The 20,763-nt window shown below is 71.2% G+C and carries 17 protein-coding genes; 5 read left to right on the forward strand and 12 right to left on the reverse strand.

Going from position 1 to position 20,763, the window contains the following annotated elements:
• Positions 1 to 26: 26 nt before the first annotated feature.
• Both AB0M36_RS29175 and pgi read right to left on the reverse strand, forming a co-directional pair.
• Positions 27 to 1,085 carry a winged helix DNA-binding domain-containing protein gene (locus tag AB0M36_RS29175; RefSeq protein WP_364163932.1) on the reverse strand — a complete coding sequence of 353 codons (1,059 nt, stop codon included), beginning with the start codon at positions 1,083 to 1,085 and terminating at the stop codon, positions 27 to 29.
• Positions 1,086 to 1,171: 86 nt separating this feature from the next.
• A complete protein-coding gene (gene pgi, locus AB0M36_RS29180) occupies positions 1,172 to 2,803 on the reverse strand; it encodes a glucose-6-phosphate isomerase (protein ID WP_364163653.1) in 1,632 nt (543 codons plus the stop codon).
• Positions 2,804 to 3,158: 355 nt separating this feature from the next.
• Here pgi and AB0M36_RS29185 point away from each other — a divergent pair, with 355 nt between their 5' ends.
• Entirely contained in the window at positions 3,159 to 4,199 is a 1,041-nt protein-coding gene (locus AB0M36_RS29185; protein WP_364163656.1) for a VCBS repeat-containing protein, read from the forward strand.
• A gap of 73 nt (positions 4,200 to 4,272) precedes the next feature.
• On the opposite strand, the gene AB0M36_RS29190 is transcribed toward AB0M36_RS29185, so the two are convergent.
• Positions 4,273 to 5,931, reverse strand: coding sequence for an FAD-binding dehydrogenase (locus AB0M36_RS29190; protein ID WP_364163659.1), 1,659 nt, complete (start codon positions 5,929 to 5,931; stop codon positions 4,273 to 4,275).
• Between the two features lie 83 nt (positions 5,932 to 6,014).
• Between AB0M36_RS29190 and AB0M36_RS29195 the strand changes: the two genes are divergently transcribed.
• Complete coding sequence (locus tag AB0M36_RS29195) at positions 6,015 to 7,232, forward strand: helix-turn-helix domain-containing protein (protein WP_364163662.1); 1,218 nt, start codon at positions 6,015 to 6,017, stop codon at positions 7,230 to 7,232.
• Here the strand turns inward: AB0M36_RS29195 and AB0M36_RS29200 are convergent.
• Positions 7,136 to 9,859: an EAL domain-containing protein gene (locus tag AB0M36_RS29200; RefSeq protein ID WP_364163664.1), complete on the reverse strand. Its 2,724-nt coding sequence runs from the start codon at positions 9,857 to 9,859 to the stop codon at positions 7,136 to 7,138. The genes AB0M36_RS29195 and AB0M36_RS29200 overlap by 97 nt on opposite strands.
• Before the next feature lie 249 nt (positions 9,860 to 10,108).
• Here AB0M36_RS29200 and AB0M36_RS29205 point away from each other — a divergent pair, with 249 nt between their 5' ends.
• Entirely contained in the window at positions 10,109 to 10,561 is a 453-nt protein-coding gene (locus AB0M36_RS29205) for a TetR/AcrR family transcriptional regulator (RefSeq protein WP_364163667.1), read from the forward strand.
• On the opposite strand, the gene AB0M36_RS29210 is transcribed toward AB0M36_RS29205, so the two are convergent.
• The 4 genes from AB0M36_RS29210 to AB0M36_RS29225 all read right to left on the reverse strand — a co-directional run bounded on the left by AB0M36_RS29210 (position 10,518) and on the right by AB0M36_RS29225 (position 15,076).
• Positions 10,518 to 12,017 carry an MFS transporter gene (locus tag AB0M36_RS29210; protein ID WP_364163670.1) on the reverse strand — a complete coding sequence of 500 codons (1,500 nt, stop codon included), beginning with the start codon at positions 12,015 to 12,017 and terminating at the stop codon, positions 10,518 to 10,520. The genes AB0M36_RS29205 and AB0M36_RS29210 overlap by 44 nt on opposite strands.
• Positions 12,018 to 12,053: 36 nt before the next feature.
• Positions 12,054 to 12,683: a TetR family transcriptional regulator gene (locus AB0M36_RS29215; RefSeq protein WP_364163672.1), complete on the reverse strand. Its 630-nt coding sequence runs from the start codon at positions 12,681 to 12,683 to the stop codon at positions 12,054 to 12,056.
• Positions 12,680 to 13,264: a sugar O-acetyltransferase gene (locus AB0M36_RS29220; protein WP_364163675.1), complete on the reverse strand. Its 585-nt coding sequence runs from the start codon at positions 13,262 to 13,264 to the stop codon at positions 12,680 to 12,682. Before AB0M36_RS29220 ends, AB0M36_RS29215 begins: the two co-directional genes overlap by 4 nt.
• Before the next feature lie 102 nt (positions 13,265 to 13,366).
• Positions 13,367 to 15,076: a DNRLRE domain-containing protein gene (locus tag AB0M36_RS29225; RefSeq protein WP_364163677.1), complete on the reverse strand. Its 1,710-nt coding sequence runs from the start codon at positions 15,074 to 15,076 to the stop codon at positions 13,367 to 13,369.
• A 206-nt stretch (positions 15,077 to 15,282) separates the two neighbouring features.
• Here AB0M36_RS29225 and AB0M36_RS29230 point away from each other — a divergent pair, with 206 nt between their 5' ends.
• Complete coding sequence (locus tag AB0M36_RS29230) at positions 15,283 to 16,491, forward strand: dipeptidase (RefSeq protein ID WP_364163680.1); 1,209 nt, start codon at positions 15,283 to 15,285, stop codon at positions 16,489 to 16,491.
• Here the strand turns inward: AB0M36_RS29230 and AB0M36_RS29235 are convergent.
• A complete protein-coding gene (locus AB0M36_RS29235) occupies positions 16,481 to 17,392 on the reverse strand; it encodes an AEC family transporter (RefSeq protein WP_364163682.1) in 912 nt (303 codons plus the stop codon). The two genes, AB0M36_RS29230 and AB0M36_RS29235, sit on opposite strands and share 11 nt — an antisense overlap.
• A 517-nt stretch (positions 17,393 to 17,909) precedes the next feature.
• On the opposite strand from AB0M36_RS29235, the gene AB0M36_RS29240 reads away from it, so the two are divergent.
• Positions 17,910 to 18,422 carry a hypothetical protein gene (locus AB0M36_RS29240; protein ID WP_364163685.1) on the forward strand — a complete coding sequence of 171 codons (513 nt, stop codon included), beginning with the start codon at positions 17,910 to 17,912 and terminating at the stop codon, positions 18,420 to 18,422.
• Positions 18,423 to 18,596: 174 nt separating this feature from the next.
• Here AB0M36_RS29240 and AB0M36_RS29245 read toward each other — a convergent pair whose 3' ends face one another.
• The 3 genes from AB0M36_RS29245 to AB0M36_RS29255 form a co-directional block, all read right to left on the reverse strand.
• Complete coding sequence (locus AB0M36_RS29245; RefSeq protein WP_364163688.1) at positions 18,597 to 19,148, reverse strand: YciI family protein; 552 nt, start codon at positions 19,146 to 19,148, stop codon at positions 18,597 to 18,599.
• 101 nt (positions 19,149 to 19,249) lie between these two features.
• A complete protein-coding gene (locus tag AB0M36_RS29250; protein ID WP_364163691.1) occupies positions 19,250 to 19,645 on the reverse strand; it encodes a hypothetical protein in 396 nt (131 codons plus the stop codon).
• 335 nt (positions 19,646 to 19,980) lie between these two features.
• On the reverse strand, positions 19,981 to 20,685 hold the full coding sequence (locus tag AB0M36_RS29255) for a response regulator transcription factor (RefSeq protein WP_364163693.1): 705 nt from the start codon (positions 20,683 to 20,685) through the stop codon (positions 19,981 to 19,983).
• Positions 20,686 to 20,763 lie beyond the last annotated feature (78 nt).

The raw sequence follows: 20,763 nt of genomic DNA on the forward strand, positions 1-20,763 counted from the left end.
TCGGCGGGGGCCGGGACGGACGACCGTCAGGGCCAGCGCACCTTCGGCGGCAGGCCGACGAACCGCGCATACGGCTCCAGCGCCGCCTCGGCGTGGGCACGGGCGGCCGCGGTCAGGGGCGCCAGGGGAAACACGTCCACCGTCACCGCCTTCTTGCCGAGGGTGCGCTTCCAGGTCGCCACCACGCGGCCGCGCTCGACGAGGGTGGACTTGAAGATGCCGTTACCGCCCGGGACGATGGCGTCCAGGTGCTGCTTGTCGACCATCATCGTGCGGTCCTGGTAGCCCAGCATGTACTCGTCGAAGCCCGGCAGCGCCGCCCAGTCGTCGCGGGTGGCGGCGGCGGCCTCCAGGACGGCCGGGTCGGCGAACATCTCGGTGCCGTCGACCGTGACCGTGGCCAGGGCGGAGCCGGCCGCCGCGATGCCGGCTCGCACGTCGGTCATGGTCAGGCCGGTCCAGCGGGCGAGGTCCGCCCTCGTGGCCGGACCGTGACCGCGGAAGAAGCGGGTCGCGATCAGGCCGAGGGCTTCCTCGCGTGACGGCCGGTTCGGCTTCGGCGCCCACTCGTCGAGCAGCACGAACGACTGCTCCTTGCCGAGGTGCGGCGCGATGCAGGTGACGCCGCGCTGGCTCGCGTACCAGAGGAGGTGGTAGCCCATCTGGCCGCTCAGCTCGACGCCCCCGGCGGCGACGGCCGCCAGGCACTCGGCGCGGGTGAGCCGCTTGCCGCCCGCGAGCGCCTCGCCGAGCAGCTCGACGCCGCGGTCGGCCGCCCGCTCGGTCAGCCCGATCGTCGCGCGGCGCTTGGCCGCGCCCGCCAGCGCGCGCACGCCCATCAGCTCCAGCATCCAGTGGGCGTCCGCGGGCGGGACGAGGTGCACGGTGCCGCGCATCGGCCACGTGCGGATCGCCTCGCGGCGCTCGAGGGCCGCCTCGACGTCGCCGAGGGTGGCGCCGGGCAGTCGGGCGCCGAGCGACCACAGGCCACTGGCCATGTCCTGTGCCTGCATGGCGCCGAACCACTCGACGATGCCGGCCACCGTGGCGGGGCGGACCTCGGGCGTCAGGAGCAGGCTGTGCATGCGCAGGGCCAGGGCCTGCTCGGTCGTCAGGTTCACAAGGTGCAGCGTAGGGCGACCCTCCGACAACGGGCCGCCCTACGGGCGGGTCAGCGGCCGCGCTGCGAGCGGTACCGGGCGATCAGCGCGTCGGTGGACGAGTCGTTCGCGGCCTCCGGTGCCGTGTCCGCGGTCAGCAGCGGGGCCAGCTGGTTGGCCATGACCTTGCCGAGCTCGACGCCCCACTGGTCGAAGGAGTTGACCTGCCAGATGGTGCCCTGGGTGAAGGTGATGTGCTCGTACAGGGCGATGAGCTGGCCCAGCGTCGACGGGGTCAGCTTCTCGGCCAGGATGGTCGTCGTCGGGTGGTTGCCCGCCATGACCTTGTGCGGCACGATCGCGGGCGCCACCCCCTCCGCCTCGATCTGCTCCGCCGTACGCCCGAACGCCAGCGCCCCGGTCTGGGCGAAGAAGTTCGACATGAACAGGTCGTGCATGACCCCGGTGTCGTGGTTGGGCACGCTGAAGCCGATGAAGTCGGCCGGGATGAGCTTGGTGCCCTGGTGGATCAGCTGGTAGAACGCGTGCTGGCCGTTGGTGCCGGGCTCGCCCCAGAACACCTCGCCGGTCTGGTAGCCCGTCGCGGAACCGTCCAGCCGCACCTGCTTGCCGTTGCTTTCCATGGTGAGCTGCTGGAGGTACGCCGCGAACCGGTGCAGATACTGCGAGTACGGCAGCACGGCGTGCGACTGCGCGCCGAGGAACGTGTCGTACCAGACGTTGAGCAGGCCCAGCAGGGCCGGCACGTTGCGCTCCAGCGGCGTGGTGAGGAAGTGCTGGTCGACGGCGTGGTAGCCGGCGAGCAGCTCGGCGAACTGCTCCTTGCCGACGGCGATCATGACCGAGAGGCCCACCGCCGAGGGCAGCGAGTAGCGCCCGCCGACCCAGTCCCAGAAGCCGAACATGTTCTCGGTGTCGATGCCGAAGTCCGCGACCCGCCCGGCGTTGGTGCTCACCGCGACGAAGTGCTTGGCGACCGCGCTCTGGTCGCCGCCGAGCCCGGCCAGCAGCCAGTTGCGGGCCTCGGTGGCGTTGGTCAGCGTCTCCTGGGTGCCGAAGGTCTTGGAGACCACGACGAACAGGGTGCTGGCGGGGTCCAGGCCACGGGTCTTCTCGTGCAGGTCGGTGGGGTCGATGTTGGACACGAAACGGCACTCGACGCCGGGGTCCGCGTAGGCCTTGAGCGCTTCGTACGCCATGACCGGGCCGAGGTCGGAGCCGCCGATGCCGATGTTGACGACGGTCCTGATGCGCTCGCCGGTGGCGCCCTTCCACTCACCGGAGCGAACCTTGTCGCTGAACGCCCCCATGCGGTCGAGGACCTCGTGCACGTCGCGCACGACGTCCTGGCCGTCGACGACCAGGGTGGCGTCACGCGGCAGCCGCAGGGCGGTGTGCAGCACCGCGCGGTCCTCGGTCACGTTGATGTGCTCGCCGGCGAACATCGCCGCGGTGCGCTCCCGCAACCCGGCCTGCTCCGCCAGCGCGATCAGCGCGCCCATCACCTCGTCGGTGACCAGGTTCTTGCTGTAGTCGACGAAGAGGTCGGCGACCTGGGCGGTGAGCCGCTCGCCGCGCCGTGGATCGCTGTCGAACAGCTCGCGCAGGTGCACGCCCGCGATCTTCTCGGCATGACCCTGCACGGCCTGCCATTCGGCGCTGTCGGAAACGTGGTCGCTCATTGCTTTTGACTCCCGCCTGAACCGAACTATCCGTGCCATCGTGGCACGGATCGCCGCCCCCCGCCGTGAATCATGACCGGCGAAACGGGTCACGGGGACGCCGTGGGCCTACCCCGGCGACCGTCAGGCGGAGCCGCCGCCGAGGGTCCGCCGCCCACCGACCCGGCCGGCGCGGCGACCTGGCCGGTGTTCGCACATGTCACGGAATTGATTTCACGAAGGCGAAAAACAATTCGGTCACATTCGCGGGGCAATAACGATGACAGCAAGCCACCCAAGCAAATTAACATTGGTCGGCTTGAATGTCTTTGGACGAACTCACGATTCGTCAGGACCGACATGGAGGGGGTTCTTCATGCGCAACCATCTCGTCCGGGGTTCGGCCGTCTGGCTGGCCGCGTTCCTGGGCGTACTCGCCTGGTCCGGCGCGGCCGAGGCCGGCACCGCGAGGACGCCGGGCGGCTCGCCGGCCGTGTCCGTGGAGTCGGAGTCCGGAGCCGCGGAAATCGCCGCCGGGTTCTCGTTCGCACGGTATGCCACGGTGAGCCCGCCCTCGGGCTGGAGCTTCGTCGCCGGCAACTTCTCGGGTGACTCCCGGTCCGACGTCGTCGGTTACCACCCCAGCAACGGCAGCGTATGGGTGGGAACGAACACCGGCTCGGCATTCTCCTTCGCGCGCTATGCCACCGTGAGCCCGCCCGGAGGCTGGAGCTTCGTCGCCGGCAACTTCTCGGGTGACTACCGCGCCGACATCGTCGGATATCACCCGAGCAATGGCAGCGTATGGGTGGGAACGAACACCGGCTCAGCGTTCTCCTTCAGCCAATACGCCACCGTGAGCCCGCCCGGAGGCTGGAGCTTCGTCGCGGGCGATTTCGCCGGCGACTCCCGCGCCGACATCGTCGGATACCACCCCAGCAACGGCAGCCTGTGGCAAGGAACGAACACCGGCTCAGCGTTCTCCTTCAGCCAATACGCCACCGTGAGCCCGCCCGGAGGCTGGAGCTTCGTCGCCGGCAACTTCTCGGGTGACTACCGCGCCGACGTCGCCGGATATCACCCGAGCAACGGCAGCGTATGGGTGGGAACGAACACCGGCTCGGCATTCTCGTTCGCGCGCTATGCGACCGTGAGCCCGCCGGGTGGCTGGAGCTTCGTCGCGGGCGATTTCGCCGGCGATTCCCGCAGCGACATCGTCGGATATCACCCCAGCAACGGCAGCCTGTGGGAAGGAACGAACACCGGCTCGGCGTTCTCGTTCAGCCAATACGCCACCGTAAGCCCGCCGGGAGGGTGGAGCTTCGTCGCGGGTAACTACGCCGGCGACTACCGCGCCGACGTCGTCGGTTACCACCCGAGCAACGGCAGCCTCTGGGTCGGCGCCACCGTGAACTAGCCCGACCGCCGGCACGCCGAGACAGGCGCCCGAGTGCGACACGCTGAGGTGTCCGCACTCGGGCTGCCCTCGACTAGCTCACCGCCTTGGCGGCGGCGCGGCCGGCGGTGCGGCCCGAGAAGATGCAGCCGCCGAGGAAGGTGCCCTCGAGCGAGTTGTAGCCGTGCATGCCGCCGCCGCCGAAGCCGGCCGCCTCGCCCGCCGCGTACACGCCGGGCAGGGGGTTGCCGTCCGCGCGCAGGACGCGGGCGTCGAGGTCGGTGTGCAGGCCGCCGAGGGTCTTGCGGGTGAGGATGTTGAGCCGGACCGCGATCAGGGGGCCCGCCGCCGGGTCGAGCAGGCGGTGCGGGGTCGCCACCCGGATCAGCCGGTCGCCACGGTAGCGGCGGGCGCCGTGGATGGCGGTCACCTGGGCGTCCTTGCTGAACGGGTGGGCGATCTCGCGGTCGCGGGCCTCGATCGTGCGGCGGATGTCGTCGAGGTCGAGCGCCGGGCCGTCCTCGGCGGCGGCCAGCTTGTTCATGCCTTCGACGAGGTCCGGCAGGTCGCGGGCGACGACGAAGTCCTCGCCGTGCTGCTTGAAGGCCTCGACCGGCGGGGTGGCGCCCGGGCGGACGCGGCTCAGGACCTGACGGATGCTGCGGCCGGTCAGGTCCGGGTTCTGCTCCGAGCCGGAGAGCGCGAACTCCTTCTCGATGATCTTCTGGGTCAGGATGAACCAGCTGTAACCGTGGCCGGTCCCCATCAGGTGCTTGAGCGTGCCGAGCGTGTCGAAGCCCGGGAACAGGGGCGCGGGCAGGCGCCGGCCCGTCGCGTCGAGCCACAGCGACGACGGTCCCGGCAGGATGCGGATGCCGTGCCCGGGCCAGATCGGATCCCAGTTGCGCAGGCCCTCCGTGTAGTGCCACATCCGGTCCGGGTTGATGATCTGGGCGCCCGCGGCCTCGGTGATGCCGAGCATGCGCCCGTCCACGTGCGCCGGCACGCCGGACACCATCCGCTTCGGCGCCGTGCCGAGCCGGGCCGGCCAGGCCTTGCGGACGAGGTCGTGGTCGCCGCCGATGCCGCCGGAGGTGACGATCACCGCCTGGGCGGCGTACTCGAAATCGGCGATCTCGGTGCGGGAGCTGCTGGCGCCGCGCACGACGTCGCTGGGCTCCAGGACGCGCCCGCGCACGCCGGTGACCGCCCCGGCCGAGGTGACCAGGGCGTCGACGCGGTGCCGGAAGGCGAAGGTGACCAGGCCGCGCGCGGCGGCGTCGCGTACCCGTCGCTCGAAGGGTTCGATCACACCCGGACCGGTCCCCCAGGTGATGTGGAACCGCGGCACCGAGTTGCCGTGGCCGTCGGCGGCCGCGCCGCCGCGCTCCGCCCAGCCCACCACCGGGAACAGCCGGTGGCCCATGGCGCGCAGCCACGGCCGTTTCTCGCCGGCGGCGAAGTTGACATAGGCCCGCGCCCACTGCCGGGGCCAGTGATCCTCCGGGCGGTCGAAGCCGGCGCTGCCGAGCCAGTCCTGCCAGGCCAGCTCCTCGCTGTCGCGGACGCCCATGCGCCGCTGCTCCGGGGAGCCGACGAGGAACAAACCGCCAAAGGACCAGAAGGCCTGGCCGCCGAGGCTCTGTTCGGGTTCCTGGTCGAGCAGCAGCACCCGACGGCCGGCGTCCGCCAGCTCGGCGGTGGCCACCAGCCCGGCCAGGCCCGCGCCCACCACGATCACATCCGCGTTCATGGTTCTTACCGTACGAACCCAGATGGCAAGATGATGCATCCGTGGCGCATAAAAAGGCCGTGCTCTTATCACCGAGGTGACAAATGTTCGAGGATCTGCCCGACGGCGTGGCCGCCCGGTTGCGGGCGCTCAAGCCGCTGCTGCATCAACGGGTCCTGGACACGGCACGAACGGTGATGAGTGCTCAGGGCCGGTCGCTGGCCGGCGGGCAGGGCCGCGGCCTCGTCCTCGGGGTGGAGACCGCGGTGGACGCCTTCGTGGAAGCCGCGGCGTCGACCTCACCCGACCTGAGCCCCTACCGGGCGGTGTTCACCCAGCTGGGCCGCACGGAATTCCGCGAGGGCCACCGCGTCGACGCGCTGCGGAGCATCCTGACCGCCGGCGGCCGCGATCTCTGGGCCTTCCTCGTCGCGCAGGACCTGCCGCCCGCCGCCCTCTACGCCCTGGCCTCGGCGCTGTTCGGGTACGTCGACGAGTTGGCGGGCGCGGCGGTCGAGGGCTACCTCGACGAGCAGCAGAAGAACTCGCGCGACTGGGACACCATCCGGCGCCGGCTGATCACCCTGCTGGTGCAGCCCGATCCGCCGGGCGACGCGGCGCTGCAGGCGGCCGCGGACGCCGCGCGCTGGCCGCTGCCGGCGACGGTCGCGGTCGTGAGCGTCGACAGTACGGACGCCGAGCACCTCGCGCGGACGGCGGGCAACGGGGTGATCGCCACGGTCATCGACGACGCCACCCGCATGGTCGTGCCGGCTCCCGCCACCGCCGGGCGGCTCGCGCACCTCGCGGCGGTGCTGACGGGACGGCGGGCGGCGCTCGGGCCGGTGGTGGCGCTCGACTCGGCGCGGCTGTCGTACCGAATCTCGCGGCGGGCCCTGCGGATCCTGCCCGGCGACGGGCTCATCCGCTGCGACGACCGGCTGCTCGAACTCGTCACCGGCTGGGAACCCGGCCTCATGGACCGGCTCGCCGCCCGGGAGCTGGCCGGCGCCGACAGCCTGCGGGAGCCCGAGCTGGAGACGCTGCACGCCTGGCTGCGCGAGCAGGGCCAGGTCGTGGCGGCGGCCACGGCGCTGCACGCCCATCCGCAGACGGTGCGATACCGGATGCGCAAGATCCGTCAGGTGTTCGGCGCCGCGCTCGACGACCCGGACACCCGGCTGCGGCTGCAACTCGCGTTACGGCACCGGCTCGCCGACGAACCTCAGCGCGTCGACGGCACCGGCTCGCCGATCGGGTTGGCGAGTCCGTTCACCAGGACCCGGCCCGCCTCGGCGGCGGGCAGCGGGCGCGACAGGTAGTAACCCTGCGCGTAGTCGCACCGCAGCCCGCGCAGGAACTCCAGCTGCACCGAGTCCTCGATGCCCTCGGCCACCGTGGTCATCCCGAGGCTCCGGCCCAGCCGCACGATCGTGCTGACCAGGGCCTCGTCCTCGTGCTCGCCGCCGAGGCGGTCCACGAACGAGCGGTCGATCTTCAGGGTGTCCATGGGGAAGCGGCGCAGGTACGCCAGCGAGGAGTAGCCCGTACCGAAGTCGTCCATGGCCAGGGTGACGCCGAGCTCCTTGAGGCGATGCAGCTGGGCGAGGTTCTCGTCGGTGTCGGTGAGCAGCACGCTCTCGGTCATCTCCAGGCACAGCTGGTCGACCGGCATGCCGGTCTCGGCCAGGACCTGCGCCACCATGGTGGCGAGCTCACCGTGCTCGAACTGCCGCACCGAGACGTTGACCGCCATCTTCAGCGAACGCGTGGTGCCCGCACCCCAGGCGACCGCCTGCCGGCAGGCCTCCGTGAGCACCCACCGACCGAGGGGGACGATGAGGCCGGTGGCCTCGGCCGTACCGATGAAGTCCAGCGGCGAAACCATGCCGCGGGTGGGGTGATGCCAGCGGACCAGCGCCTCGAAGCCGGTGATCTCTCCCGTGCGCAGGTCGACGGTCGGCTGGTAGTGCAGCGCCAGCTCGTCACGGGCGAGTGCGACGCGCAGGTCCGCCTCCAGCTCCAGCCGCTCGACCAGGCCGGCGAGCATCGCGGGGTCGTAGGCGGCCAGCCGGCGGCCGCCGCCGGACTTGGCGCGGTACATGGCCAGGTCGGCGTTGCGCTGCAACTGTTCGACGTCGTCGGCGTCCGCGGCACAGGCCAGCCCGATGCTCACCGCGACGTGCAGCTCCCGCTCGCCGACCTCGAAGGGCGCCTCCAGGGCCGCGGTGATGCGCCCGGCGACCGCCTCCGCGTCGGCCCGGGCGGCGAGCGACTCGACGATCACGCCGAACTCGTCGCCGCCGAAGCGGGCGACCGTGTCCTCCTCGCGGACCGCGGCCCGCAGCCGCGCGGCGACCTGCACGAGAAGGGCGTCACCCGCGGCGTGGCCGAGGCTGTCGTTGACCTCCTTGAAGCCGTCCAGGTCGAGGAAGAGGATCGCGGCCTCGTCCCGGCCGGCGCACCGCGCGATCGCCTCGACCAGCCGCTCGCGGAACAGCGCCCGGCTGGGCAGCCCGGTCAGGCTGTCGTGGTACGCCTCGTACATGAGCTGTTCCTGCAGCTCCTTGGCGTCGTGCACGTCGCGGGTGTTGAGCACGAGGCCACCCACCGCGGGATCGTCGAGCAGGTTCGTGATGGTCATCTCGGCGAGCCGGATCCGGCCGTCCTGGTGGCGCATCGGCACCTCGATGACCGTGACCGACTCCGGGCCGGCGATGACCGACTCGATCGCGGCCGCGATGCGCAGCCCGGACTTGCGCCCGGACACCTCGGTCAGGCGGTGGCCGAGCAGCACCTGCGCGGGCCAGCCGAAGATGCGTTCCACCGACTCGCTCTGGTAGCGGATCGTCGAGTCGGCGTCGATGACCGCGACCGACTCGGAGCTCTGCTGCACCAGGGCGCGGAAACGTTGCTCGCTCGCCTGAAGCTCGGCGGTGCGCTCGAGAACGCGCGCTTCCAGGTGACGGGTCAGGTGCCGGTTCTCCAGGAGGGTGAGCAGCTGACGGCAGACGATCAGCAGGATCAGCGCCGAGCGGCCCCAGGAGACGAGGGGGTCGATGTCGCCGGTCATCACGTACGAGAAGGTGCAGCAGATCAGGGCGGCGACCACCGCCACGTACGGGACCAGCATGGCGAAAGCCCGCGGCTCGGCCTGACCGGGCGCGGCGTCCGGCGTGGTCCTGGTCACCGTCTTGCCGGGGAGGCGGGCGGCCAGGAACACCAGCGCGAAGCCGACGAACCAGCTCGCGTCCATGAGATCGCCGGACTGGTAGGCATTGTGCAACTCGGCGTAGGTGTACGCGCTGTCGCCGGCGCCGATAACGATCATGGCCACGCCGACGAGGGTCAGCGGTGCGACGTCCGGACTGTCCCGGTGCAGCACGGCGAGCATGTGCAACACCACGGTCACCAGGACGACGCCGCTGAGCGGGTAGCCGAGCGAGACGCCGAGGGCGAGAGCGGTGGCGGACGCGCCGGCGCTGACCAGTGGGTCGAGCACGAGGATCCAACTCACCAGCAGCAGCGAACAGGCGATCATCGCGACGTCGACGAAGCCGCGGATCCGATTGGCCGCCGACTGCCGGGGCGTCGGGACGAGGAACAGCGCGATCGTGAGGATCGGCACCATGCCGAGGTAGCCGATGTCGGCCACGCCGGGGAAGGGCACCTCTTCGCCGCGTACCGTCTCGATCCAGGTCCAGGTGCCCTCACCGAACGTGTACGCCACCGAGCCCAGGCCGATGCCCGTCCAGGCGACGCGAAGGCGGCCACGGCGCGCGCGGGCACGGACGAGAGAGGCGATCGCGGCGAGGGCCACGATGACCACCGTGCCGACGTCCGAGACGAACGGGCCCGCGGATCCGCCGGCGACCATGATCACCACGAAGACGACGCAGAGGAGCGCGACGAGTGCGATCAGCACTCGCGGGCGGCGGCTGCCGACCATCGCACGCCCCTCCCTCTCACGGACTTCGGACCCCTGACGAGCCTTGAGATCGGGCGCCAGGGGACGGACTTGAGAGAATCGCCGGTGCCGCCGCCCGCGATTGGCGTATGCGACGCTGTCGGTCATGACTTCCCGCCCGCTGCGCGCCGACGCCCGGCGCAACCGCGAACGGCTGCTCGCGGCCGCGGTCAGGCGTTCTCGACCGCCGGGCCGGACGTCGGCGTCGAGACGATCGCGCGGGCAGCGGGAGTGGGCGTCGGCACGCTGTACCGGCACTTCCCCACCCGGGAAGCGCTGGTGGAGGCGGCGTACCGCACCGAGTTGGACCGGCTCTGCGCGGCGGCGCCCGAGCTGCTGGGCGGTCACGAGCCGGCCGCGGCGTTGCGTGCCTGGATGGACCGCTTCGTCGACTACATGACGACCAAGCGGGGCATGGCGGACGCGCTGCGAGCGGTGATCGCGTCCGGTGGCGACCCGTACGCCCACAGCCGCGACCGGTTGCTGGCCGCGCTGACCGCGCTGATCGAGGCCGGGGTGGCGGCGGGGACGGTGCGCGGTGACGTGCCGGTGCTGGACGTGCTGACCGGGTTGAGCGGGGTGACGCTGGCCACGGCCGGGGCGGAGCGGCGGGAGCAGGCCGGCCGGCTGTTGGACCTGCTCATGGACGGTCTCCAGGCCCGGACCCCGGCCGGCCCGGGCTGACGGGTGCTGGCGTGGCCGCTCCGTCCGGCTCTCCGGGCCCGGGCCCGGGTGCCGGCCTGGCCGGCGCGCCCCGGTCTTCGTGATCGGGTGCCTGCCTGGCCGGCGCGCCCCGGTCTTCGTGACCGGGCGCCGGACCGGCCGGCGCGCCCCGGTCTTCGTGACCGGGCGCCGGACCGGCCGGCGCGCCCCGGTCTTCGTGACCGGGCGGCGGCCTGGTCGCGGCGCCCGGGGCCAGCACGCGGGCGAGGATGGCCGTGAGGGTGCCGGCGACGACCACGCTGAGCAGGCCGGCCCGCAGGCTGGTGAGGTCGGCGACGGCCCCGACCAGCGGGGGTGAGAGCAGGAAGCCGCCGCGCAGCAGCCAGCTCACGACGGTGAGACCGGTGCCGGGTGCCAGGCCGGGAAGCTCGTCGGCGGTGTGCATGGCGGCGGGCACGAGGGTGGCGACGCCGAGGCCGGCGAGGGCGAAACCCGCGAGTGCGGTCGGCAGGGTGGGCAGGGCGAGGGCCGCGCCCATCCCCACGCCCGTGAGCACCCCGCCGGCGCGGACGACGGTCCGTTGCCCGAACCGGTCGACGACGCGGTCGCCGGTGAGCCGGCCGATCGTCATGGCGACCTGCAGTGCGACGAAGGCCAGGCCCGCCGTGGCGGCGCCGGTGCGCAGATCGCCGCTGAGGTAGAGGGCGCCCCAGGACGCGCCGGCGTCCTCCACCAGGGCGCCGCAGGCGGCGAGCACGCCGAGCGCGGCCAGCATCCGAACCGCGTGGCCGGCGACGGTGCGCGTGCCGCCGTGGCGGGCGGGCGGCGCGGCCGGGTGGTCACCGCTGGCGGCGGCGAGATCCTGGGCCCGCGTCGCGCGCTCGGCGTCCTCCGCGCCGGGCAGCAGGAACCGGAGAGCGCCCAGCGCGACCAGGCTGAACAGGGCGGCGGAGACGGCCAGGTGCACGGCCAGCGGAACGTCGAGGCCGGCGGCGGCGGAACCCATGAGGCCGCCGAGTACGGCGCCGATGCTCCAGACGCCGTGGAACGAGTTGACGATGGAGCGCCGGTAGAGGCGTTGCACGCGCAGGCCGTGCGCGTTCTGGGCCACGTCGACGATCGCGTCGAGGGCGCCGATCACGGCCAGGACGGCGGCGAGGACGATCCAGTGGGCGGCGAGCGGGATCGCGAGGGTCGTGACGGCCACCGCCACGATGCCTCCCGCCGCCACCCGGGCGGAGCCCAGCCGGCGGATCGCGGCGGCGGCGAACAACCCGGCGAGCAGCGCGCCCAGCGGGAACGCGGCCAGGGCCGCGCCGAGCAGCGCGTTGCTGACGCCGAGGTCGGCCTTGATCTGGGGGTAGCGCGGGATGACGTTGGCGAACAGCGCGCCGTTGGTGAGGAACACGGCGGCGACGGCGGCGCGGGCGCGGCGCGCCCGCCGGCTCGGTGCGGATGGGCTGGCGGAGACGGACACGGGGAGACTCCAGAGCGGTGGAAGGGTGGGTCCGGCTCAGCGCAGGAATCGCTCGACGGCGTGGCGGATCTGCGACGCGGTCATGGGATCGGTCGACAGCGCGCTGTGCAGGGTCAGACCCTCGATGAGGGCGTCGAGCTCGCGGGCCGTGGTGGGGTCGAAGTGGCGTTCCAGGGCCTGACGGCTGCGCTGCATCCAGGCCTGCGTGACGGTGCGCAGGGCAGGGTTGCGCGCCGCCGCCACGTACAGCTCCACGGTCAGGACCAGGTCGTCCTGCGAGCCGAAGAGGTCGTCGCACACCAGCGCGATCACGGCCTCGGTCGCGGCGTCCCGGTCCGCCGCGGCGGTCAGCCGCCGGTCGAAAACCTGGGCGACCGCCTCGGCGTGCCGGGTGAACGCCTCCACGAGGACCTCGTCGATCCCGGCGAAGTGGTAGGTCATCGAGCCGAGGGGAACGTCGGCGACGCGGGCGATCTCGCGGTGCGTGGTGCCGGCCACCCCGCGCTCGGCGATGACCGTCAGGGCCGCGCCGATCAGGCGGTCCCGCCGACCGGGATCGTGCCGACGCGCCCGGCGGGGGGCATCCTGGCCCGGGGCATCCTGGCCCGGGGCATCGTGCCGACGCGGCCGGCGCGGGGCGGACGCCGGGTCGGTGGCCTCGCTCATTCGGCGCCGCCGATGGTGCGCGTGACGCGGGCGGGATTGCCGACGGCGACCACATTCGCCGGCAGGTCGCGGGTGACGATCGACCCGGCGCCGACCACCGTGTTCTCCCCGATCGTGATGCCGGGCAGCACGATGACGCCGCTGCCGAGCCACACGTTGTCGCCGATGACGATCGGCCGGGCCGCCTCCCACTTGGCCCGGCGCGGCTCGGGATCGACGGGGTGGGTCGGGGTGAGCAGCTGCACGTTGGTGCCGAGCTGCACGTCCTCGCCGATGGTGATCGGCGCGACGTCCAACGCGATCAGGCCGAAGTTGGCGAAGGTGCGGGCGCCGACGCGGATCCGGCTGCCGTAGTCCACCCGCAGGGGCGGCCTGATCTCCACCCCGTCCCCGACGGCGCCCAGCAGCTCGGTGAGCAGCCGGCGACGCCGCTCGGGCTCACGCGCGGGCGTCGCGTTGAACGCGTCCATCACCTCCATGGCCCGCAGGTTCTCCTCGGCGAGCTCCGGATCGTCAGCGAGGTAGAGGTCGCCGGCGAGCATGCGTTCCCGCATCGAGCGGCGGTCCGGGTCGACAGACATACGTACGAGCGTACACATGATGCGTACGCTCGTACATAAGCTTCCCGGGAAACGCGAAGAGCCGCCCGGCGTAGCGCCGGGCGGCTCGTCGTCGTAGGTGTGTCAGCCGAGCTTGACGTTGAAGATCTTGTCAGCGGCCAGGGCGCGGAACGCGGCCAGGTTGGCCTTCGTGCTGTCGATGCTGATGTCGCGGTCACCCTGGTCGTCGTGCTTGGTGTCGAAGTACACGATCGCCTTGATGTTCGGGCGCTTGGCGAGCTCCGGCAGGACGCTCTTGTAGCCCGCCGTCTTGTCCGTGATCTTGCCGACGCGGTGGTAGACGCCCCACTCGGCGACCATCAGCGGCTTGCTGGCGTGCTTGGTGGTGGCCCAGTCGTAGAAGGTCGGGCCGTTCGGGGCCTTACGGTCCAGCAGGTCAGCGAACGTGCCGTAGTGGTAGTAACCCTTCTCCGCGCTGACGTAGGAGTCCAGACCCATCCAGTCGACGACGTCGTCACCGGGGTACAGGTCGGCCCACCACGACTGCGCCATCCACTTCTCGTTGCCCATGTACGCCATCACGTTGATCGCGTTGTCGACACCCTTGGCCCGCAGCCGCTCGATCGTGTGCCGGTACATGGCGGCGAAGTCCTTGGCCTCCCAGCCCGAACCCTTACGCGCGATGACGTCGTTCTCCGGCTCGTGGTTGAGCACCAGGAAGAACTTCTCCGGGAAGGACGACTTGATCCGGGCGGCGAAGCGGTCGATGCGGGCGTCCTGCTCACCCTTGGCAACCTTGGCCCAGGTCGAACCGTACGCGATCTTCCAGTTCAGCAGCAGCACCCGCGGCGCGGCGGCGTCCCGGGCCATCGCCATCTCCGACTTGGTCGGGAACGGCTCGTCACCCTTGTGGTAGGTGTGGAAGATGGTCGCGGTGCGACCGCTGAGCTTCTCCCAGTCCTTGAGCGCGGCGTCACGCGGCGCGTCGGTGAAACCACCCGCGGCGGCACCCCACAGAACGCCACACGAGGGCACGAGCAGCTTGCCGGTCTCGCAGTCACCGGTCGCCGGCGGGGGCGGCGGCATGTCCTCCTCGACCGGGGCAACCGGCGGCGTGGTGACGTCGGCGGGCACCTCCGCCGGCGGCGCGACCGGCACGTCGACCGGCGGCGTGGTCGGCACGGCGACCGGCGGCGTCGTCGGCACAGCGACCGGCGGCGTGCTCGGCACGGCGACGGGCGGCGCGACCGGCGGGGCGGCCGGCGTGGACGGCGCCGCGAGCGAGACGAGCAGCTTCGGGCCGTCCTTGGCCTCGGTCGAACGGAAGCGGGTGACGGCACCCGACGACCGGATCGCGAACGTGTACGCGCCGGGCCCGGAGACCGCCTTGCCGAGGTCGATGGTGACCTCGTCGGCGTCAGCCGCGGGCTTCGCCGTGCCGGCGACGACGCCCAGGGCGGGAGCGGTGCGGGCGGTCAGCTTCGCCTCGGACCAGGTCGTGTTCGCGACCCGGTTCACGCTCAGGCGGCCGCCGACGTCGCCGACCGTCGTCAGCTTCAGCCGGGCGCCGGTCACCTTCGCGCCGGCGGGGACCAGGAACTTCAGGAAAGCGATCTTGGAGTCACGCTCCAGGTGGCCGACGGCCAGCTTGTCCTCGGCGCCGAAGTTCGCGCTCTGGCGGCCGCTCGACACATACGTGTCGTCCGTGGCGGCCAGCTGCAGGTCCTTACCGGCCGGGGCGGCGGTGGCCGGGGCGGCGGCCAGGCCGCTGCCGGCGCCCGCGAACAGGGCGGCCAGGGCGGTGACGGACTTGAGCGACTTCGAGCGACGCAATGTGTTCTCCCCCGCGTTGTCCGGCCGCGTCTCGGCCGGGCATGGGAGAAACAATCCGGGCGGCGCGGTGCGCGAACCGGTCCCGACCAGGTGCGGCCCGGTTGCGAACGACCCGAACGGCGACACTTGAGAATTCCGCGGGCGGAGATGGCCGCGAACGCCGCTTTTCGCGGTCATATGCTTCGCGGGCGATTACCGATCAGACAGTGAGCGGGGTACCCATGACCGAGGTCGACGCCGCCTTGGCGGCCATGCCCGTGATCGACGGGCACAACGACCTGCCCATGGCCTTGCGCGCCCGGGTCGGCTACCGGGTGAGCGGGCTCGCCGCGGACCGCCCGGAATTCCACACGGACCTCGCCCGGCTGCGCGCCGGCGGGGTGGGCGGGCAGTTCTGGTCGGTGTACGTACCGTCGGATCTGCCCGAGCCCGAGGCGGTGGTGGCGACGATGGAGCAGGTCGACGCCGTGTACCGGCTCGTCGCGGCGTACCCGCGGGACCTCGCGATGGCGTACACCGCGGCCGACGTGGAGTCGGCGATCGGGTCCGGCAGGATCGCCTCCCTCCTCGGCATCGAGGGCGGGCACAGCCTGGCGTCGTCGCTGGGGGTGCTGCGCGTCTTCGCCCGCCTCGGAGTGCGGTATGTGACCCTGACCCACAACCACGACACCGCCTGGGCCGACTCGGCCGCCGACGTCGGGCACGTCGGCGGGCTGAGCGCCGAAGGCCGCGCGATCGTCGGCGAGATGCAGCGCATCGGCGTGCTCGTGGACCTGTCACACGTCGCGGTGACGACGATGCACGCCGCCCTCGACATCGCGACCGCACCGGTGATCTTCAGCCACTCCTCCGCCCGCGCCGTGACCGACCACCGCCGCAACGTCCCCGACGACGTCCTGGGCAAGCTCCGCACCAACGGCGGCGTGTGCATGGCGACGTTCGTGCCCGCGTTCGTCTCCGCGGAGGTCGCCGCCTGGACCGCGGCGGCGGAGGAGGAACTCCGGCGGCTGGGCCTGCCGCCCGAACCGGAACCCTGGCCCCGCGCGCCCCGACCGGGCGAAGACATCCCGGATTCGACCGTTGCGGAAGCGCCCGCGGCGTTCCGACTCTGGCTGGCCGCGAACCCCCGACCCGAGGCCACCGTCGCCCAGGTCGCCGACCACGTCGAACACCTGCGCGAAGCGGCCGGAGTCGACCACATCGGACTCGGCGGCGACTACGACGGCTGCGACCGGCTCCCGGTGGGGCTCGAGGACGTCTCGGGCTATCCCCGCCTGCTCGCCGAACTCGCGACGCGCGGCTGGACCGCCCCGGAACTGGAGAAGCTGGCCGGCCGCAACGTCCTGCGAGTGCTCCGGGCGGCCGAGGAGCACGCCACCGAGCCGATGTGGCCGGGCCGGGCGGTCACAGCGTGAAGAGCACCGCGATCAGGAGCAGCACCGGCACCGAGGCGACCGTGGAGAGGAAGATCGCGTCGCGGACCAGGAGCAGGCCGGTCTGGAAGCGCTGCGCGTACAGAAAGATGTTCTGAGCGGTGGGTAGGGCCGCCAGCACGACCACCGCGTAGGTGGCGTCACGCCGCAGTCCCAGCGCGAGGGCCAGAACGAACGCGAGCACCGGCATGACCACGGTCTTGAGCGCGACAGCCGCGATCGTGGCGACCCGGTCGGCGCCCGGCTCGAGAACCCGCCGGCCCAGCAGCGACATCCCGAACGCGATCAGCACCACAGGCACCGCCGCCGAGCCGATCGTCGCGACCGGTTGGGCAAGCACCGCCGGTATCCGCAGGCCGCTCACACAGACAACCAGGCCGAGCAGAACGGCGACAATCAGCGGATTACGCAGCGGCGTCATCACCGTGGACCGCACCGACGTGCGGCCGGTAGCGGCGATCTCGAGCAGAGTAAGCGCGACAGGGGTAACGACAAGCAGTTGCAGCATCACGATCGGCACGACGAGGGCGGCGTCGTGCAGCACATAGGTGGCGACCGGAATACCGACATAGTTGGCGTTCGTGTAGCCCGCCGCCAGGGCGCCGACAATCTGGGTGCCCCGGTCGCGGCGAGCGGTGACCAGCACGGACAGCCCGAAGCAGACAAACGCCGCGACGGCCGAGACGAGCAACGGCTCGCTGAGCAGAACGGGGAGATCGGCCGCCGCTACGACGGTGAACAGCAGGCACGGCGTCAGCACGGAGTAGACCAGCCGGCCGAGCACCGCCTCCGCGTTCTCCGGCAGCCCGCCCCACCGGGCGACGACCCATCCGACCAGCACGATGGCCCCGATGAGCGCGAAACCGGAGAGAGCGGAGATCACGCAGCGACACGCTAGCGGAGAGCGGTTTCGGATTGCCGAGCAGCTTGCCAGGTGGTGCGATACCAGGTAATGCCGATGATGATGTGGAGATCGGGTCCGCGGCTGGTTGAGCGGGTGTTTCGCAGTTCCATCCGGCATGATGACAGCGCCCGTCGACGTCCCAGACTTCGGCGTTAGGCCGCTGCCTCCGGCGTGCTGCCACCAGCAAAACGCGGCCGTCTGGCAAGGGCTGGACAAAGCTCGGGCGCAGGCGGCCGTCGAGAACTACCGACCGGACAGACTGCCGGCCGCCATCGTGAACGGTCACCAACCAATGCTGCGCTCGCGTGCGGTCGTCCCACACCGCCAGGACCTCACCGCTTCAGCCCGGCGACTGCGCAACTCATGACCACATTGACGCGGTCCCACCAGCTCACGTGCGCTCATTTGGACCACCGTCCGGGCGCTCCGTAGCGGTTGTACGCAGGGCGTGGAAATGGCATGGACGAGTTCGGCGCTCAGCCGCTACCGTCGCGCGGTGGTGCAGCCCAGGTGGTACCGCTACGTCGGTCCGGCTGATCTCCGCGACGAGGCCGTGGCAGTGAATGCTGTTGTATTGGATGCGCCCGCCACGCTCGACGGCTGGCTCGGCAGTCAGGGCCGCGAGGAACGCAACGAACCCTTCACGTTCGTCATCGCGCTCGACGGCATGCTGCGGCTCGGGCCGCGTCGCAGCGAACATGTCGCGCTCGCCAGCGGTCAGGATGTCCTCGCCGCCGGGGAGCTGAGGTTCGCTCCGGACGGAGCGGGGCGGTGTGTTGTCGAGGTGACCAACCAGTCGACGGGATACTGCCCCGATCCGGACTGCTGGCCGGCCGTGGGGGTAGCGCTCGACCTGCTGGGCGTACGCCATCCCGGAGAGTTCACCGCCAAGCTCGTATTCCGTCGGTGCCCCGCCTGCGGCGAGCGCAACATCGTCCGCGATGGCGACTTCACCTGCGCGCTGTGCGACAGCGCCCTGCCGAAACTCTGGAACTTCATACCGAATTGATCAGCCCCGAGCCCGACAGCATCCGAATCTGCCGCTGTGCGTGCGTCCTGGCCGGATCGCGGTGATCCACCGTTACCCATGCGGGGCGACGGCGCAGTGCCAGACATCCCCGCTACATCCGTCTCGCGGCGCGGCCTTCCAAGCCTGACGGGAAAGCTCACAGCCATCCTCGACTCATGACCGCCGTCCGCCGAACGCCCAGCTATGCACCTCGATCTCGGCATACCGGTTCGAATCCAGCACCGCGAGTGCCTGGTTCGGGCCCGACGCTCGCAGCAGCACCGCCGTACCGATCCAGATGACCCCGTCGTCGGACAGCAACGGCCCGTACGCGATCAGCTCGTCCCGATCAGACGGGACAGCGAGCTCGCCGTCCCGGTCAACGCCGAGACCAAGCACGAGATAACGGTTGCCGCCGTCCCGGCCCCCAGAAAAGTCCCACATAGTACGACCGAGCAAGTTCCGCCAACGGCGCAGCTGCACGTCCCGATATACACCGCCTTGGTAGTTGGGCTCGTCAAAAGCGAACGTGCGCGCCGCAGCGGAATCAGGCAGGTCGACCATGTGCACACTGCCGGTCGCCGCATCACCGTCGTCCGCGAAGGTCGGACCGCGGGCGATCATCGCTTCGGCATACCGATCCATGTAGGACCAATGTGCCTCCAGCAACTCCTCGCGCAGTGCCGAAGAACCTCGCCTGTCCCGGTGATAGCAGAAGAACTCCATGCCCAGAGTCTGGACCTCGACCCCAGACACGAACGCACGCGGGTGCACCCCTCCGCATACATTCGGCAGATGCGCTCTACTGCCACGATCCGCGCCAGTCATCAAAGCTCGTACGGGTGGAGGGCGACCTTCTCCCGCTGGAGGTAGAGGTTCACCCAGGATCCGTCGGTCGCGGTCGGGATGGATCCGACCACGTCCAGCAGGATCTGATCGCCGCCCAAGTCGAGAATCGCTGCGCCATCAATGGTGAGCTTGAGCCGGCCCCGGACGATGACGCGGTGACCTTCTTGCTGGAGAGTCGGTGAAGCCTCGCCAGCTGGGCGGGCATTCTGTCCCCATACGATCTCTTCGTCGATCGTCCATTCCACGGGGTACTGCCCGGATGGGATGTCTGGAGCTCCGCACCAGCGAACTGCGGTATGGCCGAAGGGAGTCCGGATCTGGGCCAGGAGAGGACTCGAAGGGAACTTGGCGATCTTCTCCACTTCGACAATCACGTATGCAATCATGGCAAGCCACTTGCCAAGGTGGCGCGCTCATTGCCGCAAAAGACGCGCGCTCGGCCTGTCTCTGCCCGCACCAGGCCGGCCCGCCGATAGCCGCCGTCGTCACCCTTGGCGGCGCACAGGGCTGATCCAGCAGCGACGCTGGATCGAAGCCGGAAGTTGCCGGCAAGCTCGGTACCAACCCAGGCCGGCCGGCGGTAGCAGCCAGCCTGCGGCCGACAGTGGCGCCAGCCAGCGGCCGACAGTGCCAGCCAGCCAGCCAGCGGCCGACAGTGGCGCCAGCCAGCGGCCGACAGTGCCAGCCAGCCAGCGGCCGACAGTGGCGGCTACGCTAGGCCGGCGTCGTGGACGAGAAGGGCGATCTGGACACGGTTGTCCAGGTCGAGCTTGGTTAGCAGGCGTGACACGTGGGCCTTCACGGTCGCAACGCTCATGAACAGCTCGGCCGAGATCTCGGCGTTCGTTCTGCCCTGCCCGACGGCCAGCGCTACGTCGCGTTCGCGTTCGGTCAGGGTCTCCAGCAGGCGGCGGGCGCGGTGTTGGCCGGCGTTGCCGTTCGGGGCGGCCACGTGGGCGATCAGCTGGCGGGTCACCGTTGGGGAGAGTGTGGCCTCGCCGCCGGCCACCCGGCGGACCGCTTGGAGAATGTCGATCGGCGGGGTGTCCTTCAGCAGGAAACCGCTAGCCCCGGCGCGCAGGGCGCGCAGCACGTCCTCGTCGGCGTCGAACGTGGTCAGCACGATCACCTCAGGCGCCCCGGGAAGCGAGCGGAGGGCCTCGGTCGCTGCCAGCCCGTCGACACGGGGCATGCGGATGTCCATCAGCACCACGTCCGGGCTGTGTTCCGCGACGGCCTGCGGCACCTGCGCACCGTCCGCCGCCTCGGCGACGACCCGCACGTCGTCGGCACCCGACAGAATCATGGTGAGGCCGGCACGGACCAGGGCGTCGTCGTCGACGATCAGGACCCGAATCGGCGCGGAAGGCGAGCCGTTGCCCACGGCGGGCGTTTCACCATCCCAATCCGGCATTGCGACAGCCTCCCCCGTCTCTGAGACCAGATCCGCGGTCAGGCCGATCGCCAGCCGCGCTCATCCTCGCACCATCCA

It is taken from the genome of Actinoplanes sp. NPDC051346, from assembly GCF_040682215.1.
In the GTDB taxonomy this organism is placed as follows: Bacteria; Actinomycetota; Actinomycetes; order Mycobacteriales; family Micromonosporaceae; genus Actinoplanes.